This window comes from Microbispora sp. H10885 (assembly GCF_014161415.1).
Lineage (GTDB): Bacteria > Actinomycetota > Actinomycetes > Streptosporangiales > Streptosporangiaceae > Microbispora > Microbispora triticiradicis.
Window position 1 is genome coordinate 1,102,455 of the sequence record NZ_JABBWY010000001.1, and the last position, 17,320, is coordinate 1,119,774.

16 protein-coding genes are annotated in these 17,320 nt (G+C 70.4%); 9 read left to right on the plus strand and 7 right to left on the minus strand.

The features are described from left to right. Positions 1-40: 40 nt before the first annotated feature. Entirely contained in the window at positions 41-682 is a 642-nt protein-coding gene (locus HHX37_RS05030; protein WP_310740263.1) for a phosphoribosyltransferase, read from the plus strand. 4 nt (positions 683-686) lie between these two features. On the opposite strand, the gene HHX37_RS05035 is transcribed toward HHX37_RS05030, so the two are convergent. Beyond that, on the minus strand, positions 687-899 hold the full coding sequence (locus tag HHX37_RS05035; RefSeq protein WP_182884691.1) for a DUF1918 domain-containing protein: 213 nt from the start codon (positions 897-899) through the stop codon (positions 687-689). A 16-nt stretch (positions 900-915) separates the two neighbouring features. Further along, positions 916-2,040 carry a fructose-1,6-bisphosphate aldolase/phosphatase gene (gene fbp, locus HHX37_RS05040; protein WP_182884619.1) on the minus strand — a complete coding sequence of 375 codons (1,125 nt, stop codon included), beginning with the start codon at positions 2,038-2,040 and terminating at the stop codon, positions 916-918. 142 nt (positions 2,041-2,182) lie between these two features. On the opposite strand from fbp, the gene HHX37_RS05045 reads away from it, so the two are divergent. The 6 genes from HHX37_RS05045 (at position 2,183) to HHX37_RS05070 (ending at position 9,993) form a co-directional block, all read left to right on the plus strand. Next, the gene (locus HHX37_RS05045) at positions 2,183-2,617 is read left to right on the plus strand and encodes a CBS domain-containing protein (protein ID WP_111697379.1); all 435 of its coding nucleotides are present in this window, start codon (positions 2,183-2,185) and stop codon (positions 2,615-2,617) included. Beyond that, entirely contained in the window at positions 2,618-3,553 is a 936-nt protein-coding gene (locus HHX37_RS05050; protein ID WP_182884620.1) for a YihY/virulence factor BrkB family protein, read from the plus strand. A 235-nt stretch (positions 3,554-3,788) separates the two neighbouring features. Next, positions 3,789-4,982, plus strand: coding sequence for an AI-2E family transporter (locus HHX37_RS05055; protein WP_310740264.1), 1,194 nt, complete (start codon positions 3,789-3,791; stop codon positions 4,980-4,982). A 382-nt stretch (positions 4,983-5,364) separates the two neighbouring features. Next, positions 5,365-6,015 carry a hypothetical protein gene (locus tag HHX37_RS05060; protein ID WP_182884621.1) on the plus strand — a complete coding sequence of 217 codons (651 nt, stop codon included), beginning with the start codon at positions 5,365-5,367 and terminating at the stop codon, positions 6,013-6,015. Between the two features lie 978 nt (positions 6,016-6,993). Continuing rightward, positions 6,994-9,000: an HNH endonuclease signature motif containing protein gene (locus HHX37_RS05065; RefSeq protein WP_182884622.1), complete on the plus strand. Its 2,007-nt coding sequence runs from the start codon at positions 6,994-6,996 to the stop codon at positions 8,998-9,000. 387 nt (positions 9,001-9,387) lie between these two features. Further along, entirely contained in the window at positions 9,388-9,993 is a 606-nt protein-coding gene (locus tag HHX37_RS05070) for a hypothetical protein (RefSeq protein WP_182884623.1), read from the plus strand. A gap of 98 nt (positions 9,994-10,091) precedes the next feature. On the opposite strand, the gene HHX37_RS05075 is transcribed toward HHX37_RS05070, so the two are convergent. The 4 genes from HHX37_RS05075 to HHX37_RS05090 form a co-directional block, all read right to left on the minus strand. Continuing rightward, positions 10,092-10,736, minus strand: coding sequence for a hypothetical protein (locus HHX37_RS05075; protein ID WP_182884624.1), 645 nt, complete (start codon positions 10,734-10,736; stop codon positions 10,092-10,094). Between the two features lie 88 nt (positions 10,737-10,824). Then, positions 10,825-11,388: a hypothetical protein gene (locus HHX37_RS05080; protein ID WP_182884625.1), complete on the minus strand. Its 564-nt coding sequence runs from the start codon at positions 11,386-11,388 to the stop codon at positions 10,825-10,827. Then, positions 11,385-13,097, minus strand: a complete 1,713-nt coding sequence (locus HHX37_RS05085; protein WP_182884626.1) for a PHP domain-containing protein — start codon at positions 13,095-13,097, stop codon at positions 11,385-11,387. The genes HHX37_RS05080 and HHX37_RS05085 overlap by 4 nt, the downstream gene beginning before the upstream one ends. A 117-nt stretch (positions 13,098-13,214) precedes the next feature. Then, positions 13,215-13,988 (minus strand): aminoglycoside 3'-phosphotransferase, encoded by a 774-nt coding sequence (locus HHX37_RS05090; protein ID WP_182884627.1) that lies wholly within the window; start codon positions 13,986-13,988, stop codon positions 13,215-13,217. Between the two features lie 206 nt (positions 13,989-14,194). Here HHX37_RS05090 and HHX37_RS05095 point away from each other — a divergent pair, with 206 nt between their 5' ends. Both HHX37_RS05095 and HHX37_RS05100 read left to right on the plus strand, forming a co-directional pair. Further along, positions 14,195-14,971, plus strand: coding sequence for an NAD(P)H-binding protein (locus HHX37_RS05095; protein ID WP_182884628.1), 777 nt, complete (start codon positions 14,195-14,197; stop codon positions 14,969-14,971). 82 nt (positions 14,972-15,053) lie between these two features. Beyond that, on the plus strand, positions 15,054-16,280 hold the full coding sequence (locus HHX37_RS05100; RefSeq protein WP_182883006.1) for a glycoside hydrolase family 16 protein: 1,227 nt from the start codon (positions 15,054-15,056) through the stop codon (positions 16,278-16,280). 3 nt (positions 16,281-16,283) lie between these two features. On the opposite strand, the gene HHX37_RS05105 is transcribed toward HHX37_RS05100, so the two are convergent. After that, the gene (locus HHX37_RS05105) at positions 16,284-16,991 is read right to left on the minus strand and encodes a hypothetical protein (RefSeq protein WP_182883005.1); all 708 of its coding nucleotides are present in this window, start codon (positions 16,989-16,991) and stop codon (positions 16,284-16,286) included. Positions 16,992-17,320: the final 329 nt, after the last annotated feature.

Sequence of the window (17,320 nt, forward strand, 5' to 3'; positions counted from 1 at the left end):
ACGAGAGGCCGCGTACCGTCAGATTTTGGGGGTGAATGTCGTGTTCGTTGATCGTCGTGACGCCGGGCTCCTCCTCGGCGAGCGCTTGCGTGACCTCCGTGAGGCGAAGGACGGCGTGGGAGACGTGGTCGTCGTCGGGCTGCCCCGAGGTGGGGTGCCCGTGGCGTTCCAGGTCGCCCGGGCCCTCGGCGCCCCCCTGGACGTGATCCTCGTGCGCAAGCTGGGCGTGCCGTACCAGCCGGAACTGGGGTTCGGCGCCATCGGCGAGGGTGGGGTGCGGGTGGTCAACCCCGACGTCGTACGGCTCGCCCGGCTCACCGACGACGAGATGGCGGCCGTGGAACGCCGTGAGCGGGCCGAACTGGAGCGCCGTGCCCGCCGGTTCCGCGGCGCCCGCGAGCCCGTCGACCTGGCCGGCCGTACCGTGATCGTGGTGGACGACGGGATCGCGACGGGCGGGACGGCCCGCGCCGCCTGCCAGGTCGCCCGCGCGCACGGTGCGTCCACGGTGGTCCTGGCGGTGCCTGTGGGCGCGCCGGAGACGATCGCGAGCCTGCGCGGGGACGCCGACGAGATCGTCTGCCTGGACACCCCGGACCACTTCTACGCCATCGGTGCCTGGTACGAGGACTTCACCCAGACGAGCGACGAGGACGTCATGGAGTGCCTCCACCGGGCTTAGCGCCTCACGGGCTCTGCGGGCACCACTCCAGGTAGTGCTCTATCCGGACGTCGGGGCCCGGGTAGAAGCACAGCGTCTCCCGTTCCTCGTCCAGCCAGCGTACGAGGTAGGGCGGCGAGCCGTCGGTGTGGTAGAGCGCCAGCACGATCCCGACGCGACCCAGCCTGCCCCGTTGGATGCTCTCGACGACCAACCGGTCGCCGACCGCCGCCTTCATCCTGATCACAGTCCTCTCATCGCAACCCTGCAGGTGTGGCGACCTCGGTCGTGATCGGCGTCCAGCGGTGCGACAGGCGCCTGGTGAGAGAGGCCATCGTGGTGTATTCCAGGTCTTCCAGCGGCAGCCGGTGCGGCTCGAAGGGGCCGTGGCGGCGCAGGTAGTCCATCACCTCGGTCGCCTGCCGGCGCGCGCCGTCGAAGGCCGGGTCGTCGAACATGTCGCGCGGGCCGACCAGCCTGCCGTCCTTGATCTGGAAGCCCAGCGCGACCACCCGGGGCGGGCCGTCGAAGCGGGACGGGTGCGCCTGCCCGACGGGCACCGGCATGAACGGAGCGTGGTGCGAGCCGCGCATGCAGCCCGCCACCGAGTACGCGAAGGCGAACGGCTCCAGCGCCTCACCGACGGCCGGCAGGCCCGACTGGCAGCGTACGATCATGACCGGATCGTCCTTGCCGACGTACCTCCCGGCGATCAGCGACAGCCGCTGGGTGCTGGTCGCCGCCGCGGTCGTGCCCAGCGTCTTGGACCGTACGCCGTGGACCACGTAGCGGGCCGGGGCGCCGATGTACATGAGCATGTCGTACAGGTCGGCCGGGCAGTCGAAGACGATGCGGCGGTCCTCGCACAGGTCGTACACCTCGAACGCGAACCCGGCGTGCATCTTCTCGTCGATCACCAGGCCGGCGGTGTTGGACGGGTCGGCGAACATCTTGTAGAGCGGCAGGTTCCACGCGCCCGGCTCGGTCTTGTCCGCGAGGAAGCACAGCACGGGCTCGGACGGCCGCTCCTCGAACTCCATCTCCGCGTAGCCCGGGCCCATGCCGCGCAGGTTGCCGGAGAAGGCGTCCGACAGCAGGTCCTGCCCGGCGCCGTACAGGCCGAGATCCTTGGCGATGTGGGTGGTCGCCTGGAAGACGTCCCAGGCGAAGGAGTGGATCAGCCCCGCCTCGGGGCCGTACGTGTGGGTCATGATGAGCGAGATGTCGTCGCCGCAGCTTTCGACGTGGCCGTCGACGAGCAGCCCGGATGACTTGGCCCGCTCGATCTCCCGCCTGGCCTCGGCGGTCAATCGGGGGTGCACGGCGGAGTGGCCGACGAAGCCTCCGGTGTCGGCCTTGATGACGCTCAGGGTGATCATGGTCATCACCTCCAAATACACTCTTATCTGTATTTTCGGGAATAAAAAGAGCACTAGGTCACAAATAGGGCGGGACTTCCGTACGGCGGGTAGGAGTGGGCTGAGGACAGGGCCCTGGGCGGGCGCGGGGGGAGTGCCGGCCATGAAGATCAGAGATGTGATGTCCACGCCCGTGGTGGTCGTCCCGCCGGTCACCCCGGTGCGGGACGTCGCGCGGCACATGGACTACTCGGGCGTCGGATGCGTCGTCGTCTCGGAGGGGCAGGGCGTCACGGGCGTCGTGACCGACCGCGACCTCACCCTTCGCGTACTCGCGCGCGGGGAGGACGCGGACACGCCCGTCGGCCGGGTGATGTCGGAGCGTCCCGTCGTGGTGCGGCCCGGCGACGAGGTGGAGGTGGCGTTCGACACCTTCCGCCACCACTCCTTCCGCAGGCTGCCCGTGGCGGACGAGGAGGAGGGGGTGGTCGGCATGCTGACCATCGACGACCTGCTCCTCCAGATGCACCAGCTCACCGCCGACCTGCTCACGCCCGTGGTCAAGGAGATCAGCGAGCCGCAGCGGCAGAGCGACTAGATGCGGCGCCGGTACGGCGTGATCACGGGGTTGGCGCGGGCGTGGCCTCCGGCCGAGGAGTGGCGGGCGATCACCCGGCGGGTGCGGGAGGAGGCGTCCCGGGAGCGCCTGTCTCTGCTGGCCGCGGGCATCGCCTTCTGGGGGACGCTGTCGGTCTTCCCGAGCCTGATGGTCGTGGTGGCGGTCTACGGGCTGGTCGCCGACCCCCGGCAGGTGGCCGGGCAACTGGCGTCGTTCACCCGCCCGCTGCCCCCGGACGTCGGCCGGCTGCTCGTCTCCCAGCTCACCCACGCGGTGCGCGCCGGGCGCCAGGGTTTCGGCGCGCCCCTGGCGCTCAGCCTCGTCGCGCTGCTGTGGGCGTCGTCCCGTGCCGTCCAGGCGCTGGTCCGGGCCGTCGACGCGGTTTACAGCGGCCGGCGGGAGCGCGGCTTCCTCCGTACCCGGCTGACGGCCCTGGCGCTCACGGTCGCGGCCATCGCCGGGACGTCCGTCCTGCTGGCGCTCGTGGCCGCGTTCCCGGTGGTGCTGGGGCACCTGGGGCTCGGCGCCGCCGCCCGCGCCGCCGTCTCGGCCGGGCGCTGGGTGCTGCTCGTCCTGCTCTTCGGTGCGGGGCTGGCGCTGCTCTACCGGTATGTCCCCGGCGCCCGGCTGGAACCCGGACGGCGCACCGGGTGGCACACGGTCGGCTGGGGCGTGGGACTCGCCGTACCGGCCCTGCTGCTGGTCTCGGTGGGGCTGTCGGTCTTCGTCAGCGGCTTCGGCCGCTTCGACCAGACGTACGGCGCTCTGGGCGCGGTGGTCGTGCTCATGCTCTGGCTGTACCTCTCTTCGCTGGTCGTGCTGTTCGGCGCGGAGATCAACGGCGCGATCGAACGTCATGCGCGAGAGGCGAACCCCAGGCGTGCCCCGGACCGCCCCTCGAATGACCGTTCCTGACGCGTCGGGATGGTGGTGCACTGCGCGGCATTTGTCGCGATAAATCGTAGATTGTTTGGGCAGTAGGGGAGGCGTGCCCGACACCGGTCGTTCCCCAGGCAACGGCATCTCCAGCGTCTTCCCCTCACTCCCTGGTCAGAGTGAAGGGACAGCGGAGCCGGCCGACTCTCCGACGTCTCCTGACCGGCCGTCCCCCAACCGGCCGGCGCCCGAGCCGGCTGCCGACACCGGTGGCGTGGGCGGCGGTGACGGCGGCGGTGAAACAGGCCGGGACACGCGCGACGGCACAAGCGTCGGCACGGACGGCGGCACGGGTGGGGGCGCGGGCGACAGCATGGGCGACGGCACGGGCGACGGAGTCGCGATGACGCCCCTCGACCGGCCGTTCGGCATGCCGGGGCGCCCTCTGCGGAGCAACCCGTTCATGTTCGGCCTGACCGGAGCCCTCGGCGTGCTCACCGCGTGGCTGCTGGTCCAGACGATCGCCAGCGCGGGTTCGGCGCTCGTGCTGATCGTGGTGTCGTTGTTCCTCGCCATCGGCCTCAACCCCGCGGTCGAGGCACTCCAGCGCCGCAACCTGTCCCGCCGCGTCGCGATCACGATCGTGTTCGGATCGGTGATCGCGTTCTTCGTCGCCTTCGGCCTCGCGGTCGTGCCGCCGCTGACCGAGCAGACGTCCGGGTTCTTCGGCCACCTGCCGGAATACGTGCAGCAACTGCAGAACCACCCGCTGATCCGCTCGGTGGACGAGCGTTATCAGGTCCTGGACAAGCTCCAGCAGTACGTGACCGGCGACAGGCTGGCCACCCAGATGTTCGGCGGCCTCCTCGGCGTGGCGAGCGTCCTTATCAGTGCGCTGTTCAGCGGGTTCACCGTGCTCGTGCTGACGCTCTACTTCCTCGGGTCCCTCAACTCCATCAAGGAGACGGCCTACCGGTTCGTGCCGCGCTCGCGCCGTACGCGGGTCCGGCTGCTCGGCGACGAGATCATCAACCAGATCGGCGGCTACGTCGCCGGAAACCTGATCATCTCGTTGATCGCCGGAGTGGTGACCTTCCTGTTCCTGTCCATGATGAAGGTGCCGTACGCGCTGGCGCTGGCCATCTTCGTCGCGGTCACCGACCTGATCCCGCTGGCCGGCGCGGTCATCGGCGCGGTGGTGGCCTCCGGGGTGGGCTTCCTCGTGTCGGTCCAGGTGGGCATCGCCTGCGCCGTGTTCTTCATCGTCTACCAGCAGGTGGAGAACTACTGGATCTCGCCGAAGGTCTTCAAGTCGTCGGTCGACGTACCGCCCGTGGCGACCATCCTGGGGGCGCTGCTCGGCGGCGCCCTGCTCGGCATCGTCGGAGCGCTGCTCGGGATCCCCCTGGCGGCCGCCCTGCTCCTGATCGCCCGCGAGGTCGTGCTGCCCCGCCAGGATCGGTTGTAGCAAGTCTTATCCGATTGTCTCCGTTCATATCTGTTCCGAACGGCGCACGCGCTCCGGGTGATGAGAACGTACGCTTTCGGCATGGGGCACTCTCGGCGGCTTTCGCCGATGTCTGCGCGACGGCGTTTTGTGCAGCGGTGTCTGCGTGGCGGCGTTTGTGCGCCGGGATCTGTGAAAGGCGCGTCGGCCGGGCACTCGAACGACCCGTTGCCGCGGCGCCGTAGCCGCCCTCCGACATCACCTTGAAGCGCGTGAAGCCTGGCCGCTGTAGTCCGGGAGTGACGTCCGTACGGGCCTCGACGATCGGAGGGACGTGCATCCGCAGGAGAGACCGCCGGTCATGCGGGTTCCCTTTCGGATCGCGGCCCTGTGGATACGCGTCGTGCTGCTTGTCATCCTGCTCTGGGGCGCTTTTCTGACCGTTCTGAGCATTTTCCCGCGCGAGAGCACGGTCGCCGAGTTCCAGGCGGCGCTGCGCGCGGATCAGGTCACGTGCGTGATCTTCTTCGAGGGCGATCCGGTGCGGTTACGGTGGTCCACCGGCCCTTTGTTGTGGTACGACGTCGATCGGGTCGCGGACGCGGCCCGCGTCCGCCGTGAACTCGTGCGCGAATCCGAGGCCGCCGATCAGCACCCGTTGGTCATCTGGCGCTGGACCAGCAATCAGAACAACCCGCGTTATCCGACATGGCCCTTCCAGGTGCCCTTCCCCGGCGCGCCCTGGATCGTCGGCGGCGCGTGGCTCGCCGCTCTCCTCACCATGCTCGGCGCGGGTCAGCCCCGCTGGGGCAACAGATGGGCCTGGTTCTGGCTCTTCTGGGTGGGTGAGGTGGGCGCGATCCTGTTCCTTCTCCTGGAGCCGCGGTCCCTCTGGTACGGGCTGGAGCCGCAGAAACCGATCCTCAGCCCGATGCGTGGGGGCCACGGCTGCGTGCTGTCCATCTGCCTCAGCCTCGTGGGTGCCGGCCTCGCCGCCACCGGGATCTCCAGAGCGATCCAAGCCCTGGCCGATCTTCTGGCCACCATCCCCTGAGTCCTCGACCGGAGATCATGTCAGGCCGGCCTCCGAGGTACCGCCCGAGCCACACCGCCCGAGCCGGCTGCCGGCTCCGCGGGCTCTTCTCCCGCACTCCCGGCCACCGTGCTCGCGGTAGTGCCCTGCTGTTCCCCGTTCAAGGCCTTCTGCGGCGGTTGTTTTCTGTTCAAACGGTGCGGTACGGCAGATGTCGCATATACAGCTAATCGGGAATTCGCCTGTAGCTCCAACAAATCCCGGTGCGGGGGTGTTCGTGGCCGGTTGGCGTGGAAGAATTAAGACAGGATTTCGAATTCCGCGGGAGGTGTGATGGATCTGTTCGACGATGATCCTGAGCGCTCCCAGCGTTCTAATGCCAGCGGTGACATCGGCGACGACTGGTGGGATCAGCTCATCGCCGGCTCGCCCCTTTGGTCGTCCGAGGGCGCACTTGCCCGTGAATACGTGTCTATCGTCGATCCCGATACACGAGAGCACGCGAGTCGACGCGGTATCCCGGCAACTTTTCCCTTTGTTCGAGCATTTACGACTCGTGCCGGTATCGCTGCCGTTGACGATTCCATCGCTGACGAAACCGTGAATGGCCCCGCCCCTGATGGCGCTCCTGACCATGCCGATAGCCCCGGCTCTGAGCCCGGTCCCACCGCCCCTGCCCCTCACGCAGGAGATGCCGACAGCAGCGCCCCTGGCCCTGCCGGTGCTGATGCCCTGGACGCCGATGCCACGCGCACCGATGCCGCGCGCACCGATGGCGGTGCCGCCGACGGTGCCTTTCCTGACGGTGATCCTCCTGGTTGTGCTTCTCCCGACGCGGCTTGTCCGGATGGCGCCGGGGGTGCCTACAGCGGCGCTTCCGCTGGTGCTTCTGGTGGTGATGCCGGTGGTGCGTCTGGCGGTGCCGAGGGCGCCGGCCGGAGCGATGCGGGCCCGGATCGGGATGCTTCTGGTGCTGGTGGGTCGTCGTCGTGGGTGGCGGTGGCGGCGGTTGGTGAGGCGGCGCGGGTGGTGGCGCTGGTGGCGGTGCCTGAGTCGGCGGAGGTGTGTCTGGCTGAGGCCGAGGAGTTGCTGTCGGCCCGCGACCGCATCACCAGCGCGCTGGCCGCCCGGGTGGGGCGCGTTCACCGGGCTGGGGAGGCGAAGAACCATGGGCACGCCTCGACCAGGTTGTGGTTGCGCAGCGTCGGGGGGATGACCATCTCGGGTGCGGGTCGGTTGGTGACGATGGGCATGGAGCTGGGTCGTCTGTCGCGGGTGCGTGAGCGGTTCGCCGAGGGCAGCCTGGCCGAAGGCATTGTGGAGGCGATCTGCACCGCCACCTCCGGGTTGACCGATGAGCAGGCGACCACCGCTGAGCGGATTTTGCTGGAGTTGGCAGGTTCGGCGGGGGCGGCGGAGGTGGCCAAGGCGGGGCGGTATCTGCGGGCGGTGCTGGACCCCGACGGCCACGAGCAGGACGAGCAGGCCGATTTCGACCGCCGGTTCTTTAGGGTGCGGCGGCGCAGGAACGGCGGGCTGGAGGGAGAGTTCTACCTCCCGGTCGAGGCGGCCGCGCGGTTGCAGCACCTGCTGGACGTCTACGCAAAGCCGAAGGCCGAGGGCGACGACCGCACCCCGAGCGTGCGGAACGCCGATGCGGTCATCGCGTTCCTGGAGAACAAGATCGCGACCGAGCTTCTGGTGCTGGTCACCGCCGAATCCCTCCCCGACGACCCCCCAGCCGACGAACCCTCAGCCGACGAACCCTCACGCGAGCCCGCAGGCACCACCCCCTCAGGCGATCCCACAGCTGACGCATCTGTCGACCACCTCACCAGCGACCCCTCAGACGCCGGCCCGAGCGACGGCTCTGGTCCCGACCTTTCGGGCACCGGCCCCTCAGGCGATCCCACAGCTGACGCATCTGTCGACCACCTCACCAGCGACCCCTCAGACTCCGGCCCGAGCGACAGCTCTGGTCCCGACCTCGGCTCCTGCGGCCCAGGCTCCGTCCCCGGCGCTGACGCCTGCGTCAGCGAGGGCTTCGGCACGCCTTGCGCCGCGACAACCGATGCCGACAGCGAGCCCTCTGCTCCCGAGCGCCCGGCCACAGGCGGCCCGGCCGTCGTCTGGCCGCACTTCGACGCGGCCGACGGCGACGAGCGTGCCGACCTCGGCGAGGTTGGTGAGGTCGGCGAGGTGGGCGAGGTCGCCGACACCCGGCAGGGTCACGCCGACGAGGCAGAGACGCACAGACACCGAGCCTGGAATTCGCAGCGCACTCGTGCGCAGCAGACGCATACCCCTGATCCCCCGACTGAGCCCCCGACCAAGAGTGACGACGCCACTGGCGCTCACACCGAGGACGGTCCAAGCAGGGATCGCCCTGGGGATCGCCGTGCTCACGGCAGCCCCGGTGGGGACCGCTCTGCCGACGACTGCCCGGCGGAGGGCTACTGGCATGCCTTCACGCCAGGTGGGGCGCCGCATGAGACGTCCCGGACAGGAGCCGATGCTCCGCCGGGGGTGGAACGCGACGATGACGCGTGGCCGGGGGTGGGGGTGAACAGTCCGCCGCCGGGGGTGTGGTTGCGGGGGTTGCCGGGGTTGATCCTGGCGACCGGGCATCTGCTGCCCGCCTCCACCGTGCACCGGCTGGCCCGTACCAGCACGTTGGTGCGGATCGTGATGGACGCCGGTGGGCAGGTGCTGGACATGGGCCGCAAGGTTCGCCTCGCGACCCCGGCGCAGCGGCGGGCGGTCTTCGCCCGGTATGCGACCTGCTGGGTGGACGGCTGCCCGCTGCCGGCCACGATGTGCCAGATCGACCACGCCGAGGACTGGTGCAGCGGCGGGCTGACCGACCTCAAGCTGCTGGGACCGGCCTGCCAGTTCCACAACCGCGACCGCTACCGCCACCCCACCCGCTACACCCGCCGCAAGATCGGAGACGACCGCTGGGCCTTCACCTACCGCAACCCCCGCACCACCCGACTGCGGGTGTAGCAGATGAGGGGAGAGGCGAAACCGGTGCCGGGCGAAGACACTCGGCGCCGCCCTGCCCACGCGACAGGGCCTGGACGGCGAAGTGTCGTCGCCCCGGCCCTGGGTCGGGCACTGTGCGGGGTCGCCTTCGCGGCCGGCACGGTCGCCGCGCTGGGCCGCACCAGCGAGGCCACGCTCACGCTGCCGGTCGGCCGGCTCCAGCCGGCCCGCCCGGCTCGACGTGCTCGCCACGATCGCCACATCCTGACCGCCGCTTGGCCACGCGAAGAGGGAAACGGGCGGGGGGCGAAGGGTATGAGCGGGATGCGCCGCTTGCACCCATGAGCGGCCGGAGCGGAGGTGGAACGGATGGGCGGCGACAGAGCAGGGAGAGGGAGGGTCCGGGCTGTGGCGGGGTACGTCCGGCCCCTCGCCCTCGCCGTGCTCCTCGTCGCGATGTCCGGTGTCACACGCCCTGGTCACCTGATCCCTGAACTCGCGGAGCCGGTCTCGTCCACGGCACTCGTCGCCCCCGCCGATCCCGGTCCCGGTCCTGGTCCCGGCCATGACGGTCATTCGTCCGGCTCGGCCCATCCGACCGGCGCGGGCCGTCCGGCCGGAGCGGCCGCCGCCGCCCATCCCGCCGCCGCGCCGCACGCCGTGGAACCCGTCCACCTCAAGGGACACGCCAAGGGACACGGCAGGAGGCACGGTAGTGAGCACGGTAGTGAGCACGGCCGCAGGGTCTACGGCGGCGGTGGTCAGCGGACGGGTGGAGTCAACTCGGCCAGCGCCCCCACGATGGACAGCCCGCCCTACCAGCTGAGCACCGGCCGGCACAACGTGAACGCCCCGGCGGGCAACAGCGCCGTCGACTACTCCGGCGTCCAGCAGGTGTCGAGCGTCAGCATCTACACCAACACGATCAACGGCAACTGCGGGAGCGGGGCCCGCCACTGCTCCATCAACCAGAACCTCCAGAGCGCCGAGGGCAGGGGATACAACGGGCGCTGAGTACGGAGCTGAGTACGGAACGGGCGTCCTCCCCACTTGAGAGGACGCCCGTCGTCGCTGGCGGATCAGGGCCCGATCAGGGCCGGATCAGGGCCGGATCAGAGCGCGCCGCTCTCGATCGCCTGCTTCAGGGCGCCCTGGAGCTGCTGGTGAGCGGCGGTGCCGTTCGCGGCGACGAAGTCGATCAGCGAGTCGTCCGCCTCGAAGGCGAGGTTCTCCGTCACCCGGGTCTTCCCGCCGGGCAGCGGGGAGAATTCGATCTTCTGGTGCGTGACCACGTTGGGCTGCGACCAGCTGTCGGTCTCGTAGTAGAACCCGTCGGCGTGGAGGCGCTGCTGCGCGTGCGTCTTGCTCACCACGATCGTGCCCTGGTACGGGATCTCCTCGATCGCCGTGAGGTTGCGGTAGAGCACCGGAGCGGCCTTCCACTCCTGGTGCGTGACGACCCGCTTCAGGAACGGGTTCTTGCCGATGTGGTTGTTGAAGTTCGAGTACTTGTAGAAGGTCTGCGGCATCGGCGAGTCGATGTCGACGGAGATGCTGTTGACGACCCGGCTGCGGCCCGAACCGGGCGCGGGCGGGGTGGCGTCGGTGAAGTGGTAGGTGTCGTACACGCTCTGCCATTCGAGGGCGATGTCGGCGTCGCTCTCGGTCGTGTCGGCGTGCGCGGGGTTGGTCAGGGTGGTGACGACGAAGGCGGCGGCGAACATCTGGGCCGCGACCACCCGAAGGATCTTTCTCACATGTACCTCAAAGAGCGAGGAAAAAGGGTACGAGTGATCTTTTACCGAAATCGCTCCAAAATCCACTAGAGGTTCGATACCGAACCGATCACGACACGTGGTCGGCGCAACAGGGGGTCGGGTCCGGCACCTCGGCCGGCGCGATCCGCCCGCCCGGGGTCGGCCCCGGAGCAGGCATGGCGAGCAGGGTCATCAGCCCGTCCCGCCAGACCGGGCGGACGTGGCCGTTGGTGACCAGAACCACGTCGTCGGCCGGAGGCTCGGCCTGGGCGAGCACGACGACGCGGTCGATCGCCGTCCGGTCCAGCAACTCGCCGACCGTGAGCGTCCCCGGCAGGTCGTCGCCGCCGGGGAACAGCACGACCCGCCCGCCGGTGCGGGCCGCGTGCTCGGCCGCCGCCACCGCCGCGCCCTCCGCATCCGGTCCCGTACGGCTGTCGCCGAGGGCGACCGACACCCCCTCGGGGAGCCGGGACGTCTCCAGATGCCCGGCCAGGGTCAGCGAGCAGGCGACGTGCGGCAGGTCACCGGTGCGGACGAAGTGGGTGCAGCCGACGACCCCGGACGACAGGCCGAGCGCCTCCACCACCTGGTGGAGGAGATGCTCGGCCTGGGCCACCGTACGGGCGCCGTTGTCCAGACCGGCGATCATCGGCGCGGCACGATCCAGACGGGGTTGCTGTAGAACCACAGGTCCTTCCAGGGGTCGGCGTCGCCGGGCACGTCCATCGCCGGGCCGTGCGGGTCCACCGACGCGCCGAGCAGGCCGGGGGCGACGCGGTTGCCGTCGGTGCCGCGCAGCCGTACGTAGACCGGGTGGTCGACGGCTCCCACCTGGTAGGTGAAGGTGACGGTTCCGCTGTTCCTCCCGACCTCGTACGACGTGACGACCCTGGTCTTCGGGGTGGTGAACACGTCCTTGTCGGAGACCGGGCCGGTCACGTCGCCCTGGATGACGTCCACCCGGGCCAGCGTGGGGATGAACTGCGCCCAGTTGGGCCGGTTCGCCAGCGTGATCTGGATGGACACCTCGACCCTGGTGCCGGGGCGGACGGACAGCGTGTCGCCGAGGGTGACCCCGTTGTCGCCGCCGTTGCCGCGCGCCCGGGCGCGGACGACGAGGCCGCTGATCAGGCCGCCGTGGTCCACCCAGACGCGGCCCCGGCGGATGCCGTCCATGACCGCGCCGTACGCGAAGGAGGTCGCGCCGACGTGGGTGCGGCTGTAGTAGCCGGGCCAGAAGTCGCCGTTGGACAGGTTCGGCACGCCCTTGTAGATCGGGTCCTCGTACCGGCCGTTGGCGTTGAAGTCGCTGCCCGGCCCGCGGTCGCTCGCGTCTCCGTAGACGGTGTGCGAGTCGGAGTTGGCGGTGATCCACCAGGGCCTGCCCTCGGCGAGCAGGCTGTCCCACAGGCCGCCGACGGTCGCGGTCATCCAGTCGAAGCCGCCGAAGGTCCGGTAGCTCTCCGCCGGATAGCCGGGGAAGGAGTCGGCGCTCTGGCTGTTGTCGTAGTAGCCGCGTCCGGAGCCGGGCCCGTTGGGCTTGGGGATTCCGGCGGCCTGGTGGCCCGGAGCGCCCTCCATGCCGACCGCGATCCCCGGCGCCGCGTCGCGCCAGGCGCGGATCTCGTGCGGGGAGTCGATGCCCTTGCGCGCGGGGTGGTTGGCCAGGAACAGCGCGTCCGGGACGCGGCGGCGCTTCACGGCCTGGGCCAGGAAGTCGAGCCCGGCGATGGCGAGGGCCTCGTTCTGCGGGGTGCTCGCCGTGGCGCCCTTCACCGACCCGTCGAAGGAGTTCTCGAACTCCTTCAGCGTCTCCACCTCGCCCCGCCCCGGCGCCACGAACACCGTGCCGTGCTCGGCGGCCGGGATGTTCCACTCAAGGCCCTGGAAGACGAGGGTGTCCCTGACCGCCTGACGCGCCGCGACGATGTCGGGGTTGACCTTCTCCACGCCGATCTTGGCGTGGGTGACGCTGCCGTGGTCGGTGACGACCATCCAGTCGAGGCCGTACGCGTTGGCGTGCCGCACCTGGTCGACGACCCGGTACATGGCGTCGGAGCTGTACTGCGTGTGGATGTGGTGGTCACCCGCGAGCCACAGGAAGCCGTCCTTCGGCTCCCGGTCGTCCCGGCCGGCGGCGGCGGCCGGGCCGGGGGCGCCGAGCACGCCGGCGGCGGTCAGGCCGGCGCCGAGCAGTCCGGCCCGCCGGAACATCTGACGGCGCGAGAGCTCACCCGGCGACAGCGCCTCGTCGGGGACGTCCATGTCCACGACCGCCGCCGTCTCCCCGGGGTCGTGGTCGTGGCTGTGGGGATGGCTGTGGGGGTGGGGGTGGGGATGCGCGTGCCCCTCGCTCATGTGCGGTGCCCTTTCGTTCCGCCGGGGGGATCGCTCCGGCTCCGAATGCACCCTCGCGGCAACGGCTGAACCTCACGTGAACTCCGGAGACCGCCCAGGGAGCCGGGGCTTTACCGGTCAGGTCAGGTCCCACAGCAGGCGGTAGTAGGCGATGCGCTCCGGATCGGGGGCGACGCCGTACGCCTCGTACACCTCGCCGTCGTGACCCGGGCCGTAGTTCCACTCGGTGCTCCAGGCGGCGACCGCGAGGTCGGCCCACCGGTCGGCCACGCCCAGCGACCCGAGGTCGACGTGCCCGGCGACCGTCCCGTCGTCGTGCAGGAGGGTGTTGGGGGCGCAGGCGTCGCCGTGGCAGACGACGAGCCGGTCGGGAGCGGGCGGGCGGCCGAGACGCCGCCGCGCCTCGGCCCGGCCGAGGCGCTCGCCGGCCCGCCGGAGGCGGTGCTCGACCCCCCAGTCGTACGGGCACCGTGCCACCGGCAACGCGTCGTGCAGCAGGCGCAGGCCACGGCCGATCGCGGCCGCGGCGGTGCGGGGGTCGGCGGTCCAGCGCGGATCCACCGCCGAGCGGCCGGGGAGCGCGGCGGTGACGAGCCAGGCGCCGTCGGCGTCCGATCCGTACGCGAGCACGCGGGGGACGGTGGTCCACTGCCGCGCCCAGGTCAGCCGTTCCGCCTCGCGCGGCAGGTCGATCTCGGGGGTGCCGGTGGCGGCCCACTTGACGTACCTGGTGCCACCGGCACCGTCACCCGGGCCGTCGAGCCGGAACGTGAGGCCGCCGAGCTCGTTGCGCCAGACGGGGGTGACGGCGTCGCTCCCGGCGAGTTCGGCGACGATGCGCGGCACATCGACGGGTCCGGCCGGAACCGAGGCGATCGGGGGACGGCTCACGACCGACATTCTCGGTCATGAAGCAGTGCGGCCATAAAGCAGTGCGGCCATAAAGCAGTGCGGCCATAAAGCAGTGCGGCCATAAAGCAGTGCGGCCATAAAGCAGTGCGGCCATAAAGCAGTGCGGCCATAAAGCAGTGCGGCCATAAAGCAGTGCGGCCATAAAGCAGTGGCGGCCTCGCCTCGGCAGACGGTTGACTCGCCCCGTGATCGTGATATCCGCAGCTTCCGGCGCGCTCGGCCGCCTCGTCGTCGACCATCTTCGTACCCGGGCCGAGGTGGTGGCCGCGGTACGCGACCCCGGCCGGGCGCCCGAAGGCGTGGCGGTGCGGCGTGGCGACTACGACGACCCGGCGAGCCTGCGTGAGGCGTTCGACGGGGCCACGCGTCTGCTGCTCATCTCCTCGCCGGAACTCGACACCGCGCGCCGGATCGGACAGCACCTGAACGCCGTGGCCGCGGCCGAGCAGGCGGGAGTCGGCGCCGTCGTGTTCACGAGCTTCCTCGGGGCCGGCGCCGCCGCGACCGGCATGACGGAGGCCTACCACGCCACCGAGCAGGCGATACTCCGCAGCGGCCTGCCGTACACGTTCCTGCGCCACCCCTTCTACAGTGACGCGTTCGTGCCGCGGGCCGACGACGGCGAGATCACCAGCAGCACCGGAGGCCGTGGGCTGAACACGGCGTTCCGGGCGGATCTCGCCGAGGCGGCGGCGAACGTCCTGACCGGCGAGGGGCATCTGGGCCGGGCGTACGACCTCACCGGACCGCTGTGGAGCTATCCGGAGGTCGCGGAGGCGCTCGGCGTGCCCTACCGCGAGGTGCCCGACGCCGGATCGGGCCCCATGAGCTGGATCAACGCGCGGATCCGCGCGGGAGCGCTGGAACAGCAGACCGGCGACCTGGTGGCGTTGCTCGGCAGGCCCGCCGAGACGGTCGCCGGACGTGCCCTGAAGAGCCCGACCGAAGTAAACAAAAAGTAAACTTTACTATTGACAGTGCGTGTGAACGGGTGTTGCATCGGCAACCACACTCCGAATCACTCCCCCCGGACCGGAGACCCCCATGCGCAAACCCCGGTTACTCCTGATCGCGGCGGCCCTGGCCGTCGGCCTGGCCGGCGCCCTGAGCGGTATTCCCGGCAACGAGCGGGCCGAGGCCGCCATCGGCCCGGTCACCTGGTCGGACGAGTTCAACGGCGCCTCGGGCAGCGCCGTCGACCCGGCGAAGTGGAAGTTCGACATCGGCGGTGGCGGCTGGGGCAACAACGAACTGGAGTACTACACCAACTCCACCCGGAACGTGTACCAGGACGGCCAGGGCCACCTGGCCATCACCGCCCGCAAGGAGAACCCCGCCGGCTACCAGTGCCACTACGGCACCTGCCAGTACACCTCCGGCCGCATCCTGACGGCGGACAGGTTCAGCCAGGCGTACGGCCGCTTCGAGGCGAGCATCAAGATTCCCAAGGGGCAGGGCATCTGGCCGGCCTTCTGGATGCTCGGCGGCGGCAACTGGCCGAACACCGGTGAGATCGACATCATGGAGAACGTCGGCAACGCGCCGAACACGGTCTACGGCACCGTGCACGGCCCCGGCTACTCGGGCAGCGGCGGCGTCGGCGGCAACCGTACGATCGGGGCGCCTCTGGGCGACGCCTTCCACAACTACCGGGTCGACTGGTCGCCCGGCCTCATCGTCTGGTACCTCGACGGGGCGGAGTACTTCCGCGTCACCCCGGCCGACATCCGCGGCAACCAGTGGGTGTTCGACCACCCGTTCTTCATGATCCTGAACGTCGCGGTCGGCGGATACTGGCCGGGCAACCCCGACGCGACCACCGCGTTCCCGCAGACGATGCTGGTCGACTACGTCCGCGTCTCCGCCTGGAACAACGACGGGAGCGGCACCGGCACCGCGCTCAGATCCGCCATGAACGGCCGCTGCGTGGACATCCCGAGTGCCAACCCCGCCGACGGCGCCCGGCTGCAGATGTACGACTGCAACGGCACCGTCGCGCAGCAGTGGTCGGTGAACGGCGACGGCACCGTGCGCGCGATGGGCAAGTGCATGGACGCCGCCGCGGCGGGCACCGCCAACGGCACTCCGATCCAGCTCTACACGTGCAACGGGACCGGAGCCCAGCGCTTCACGCTCACGCCGGCGGGAGACCTGGTCAACGTCCAGGCCAACCGGTGCGTGGACATCGTGGACCGGGGCAGCGCGAACGGCGCCCTTCTGCAGCTCTGGGACTGCACCGGCGGGTCCAACCAGAAGTGGACCCGCGGCTGAACGTCAGTGGCCCTCTTCCTCGTCGTCGGCAGTGAGCGCTCCGCTGCCGGGGGCGGCCGGGAGGTAGACGTGCTGGTGTCCGCTGCCCGCGTCGACGCTGACCGCGTCGAGGGCGGTGGCCCCGACCGACCAGGTGAAGACCGCGTCCATCCGCTGCCGGGCGGCGAGGGCCAGCATGTTCGTGCGGGCCGGTCCCGTGAGCGCCTGCGCGGCCGCGAAGCTGTCGACGGTGGTGGCGAGCTGCCGTACGGCTGAGGCGAGACCCGACCTCGCCAGGTTGGTGTACGTCTCGCCCGAGGGCGGGTCGGCGAACGACTGGACGGCGGCGGCGGTCGCCTGCCGCCAGTTCGCGATGTCGGCGCCGGTGGCCTTCTCTGGCTTCCCGCCCTCGGGGGAGGCGGTGGTGGAAGCGGCGGCGGGGGCGGCGCCGTCCTCCACGGGCATCACGCGTTCCAGCCCTTCCAGCACGGGCACGAGCTTGTCGCGGGTGGTGCGGGCCAGTGCGGTCAGCTCCTTGATCTGCGCCTTGTCGCGGACGGCGTCCTCGGCGCGGATCCGGTTCACCGCCTGCTCGGTCGAGTCGGGCCGGGTCGCGGCGAACACCACGCCACCGGCCACAACCGCGCCGAGCACGAACGCGGCCACCAGCGTGAGCACGCGGTGGCTCCTGGCCGGCTGCCGGGTCACCGTCGGTTCGCTACGCCGGCTCATTGCTGCCACCTCCTGGTCGAAGTTCTCCGCGGGGAGTGATAGGCGGAGCGTAGTAGGGAGAGTCACCCGGAAGCGACACCGGGCGCGAACATGGACGCCCGGAACGTGGAGTCGGACTCGCACACGTTCCGGGCGTCCACGACGTGCGGTGGGTCAGGACTGGTTGAAGAGGGAGAGGGTGAGGGTGGAGTGGTATTCGCCGGCGGCGACGTCGACGGGGGTGCGCAGGGCGAGGTCGGCGTTGACCTTGGAGGTGCCGATCTCGGTGGCGGAGTCGGCGGTGGAGACGAGGAGTTCCTGGCCCTTGAGACCGACGGTGGGGGCGCCGG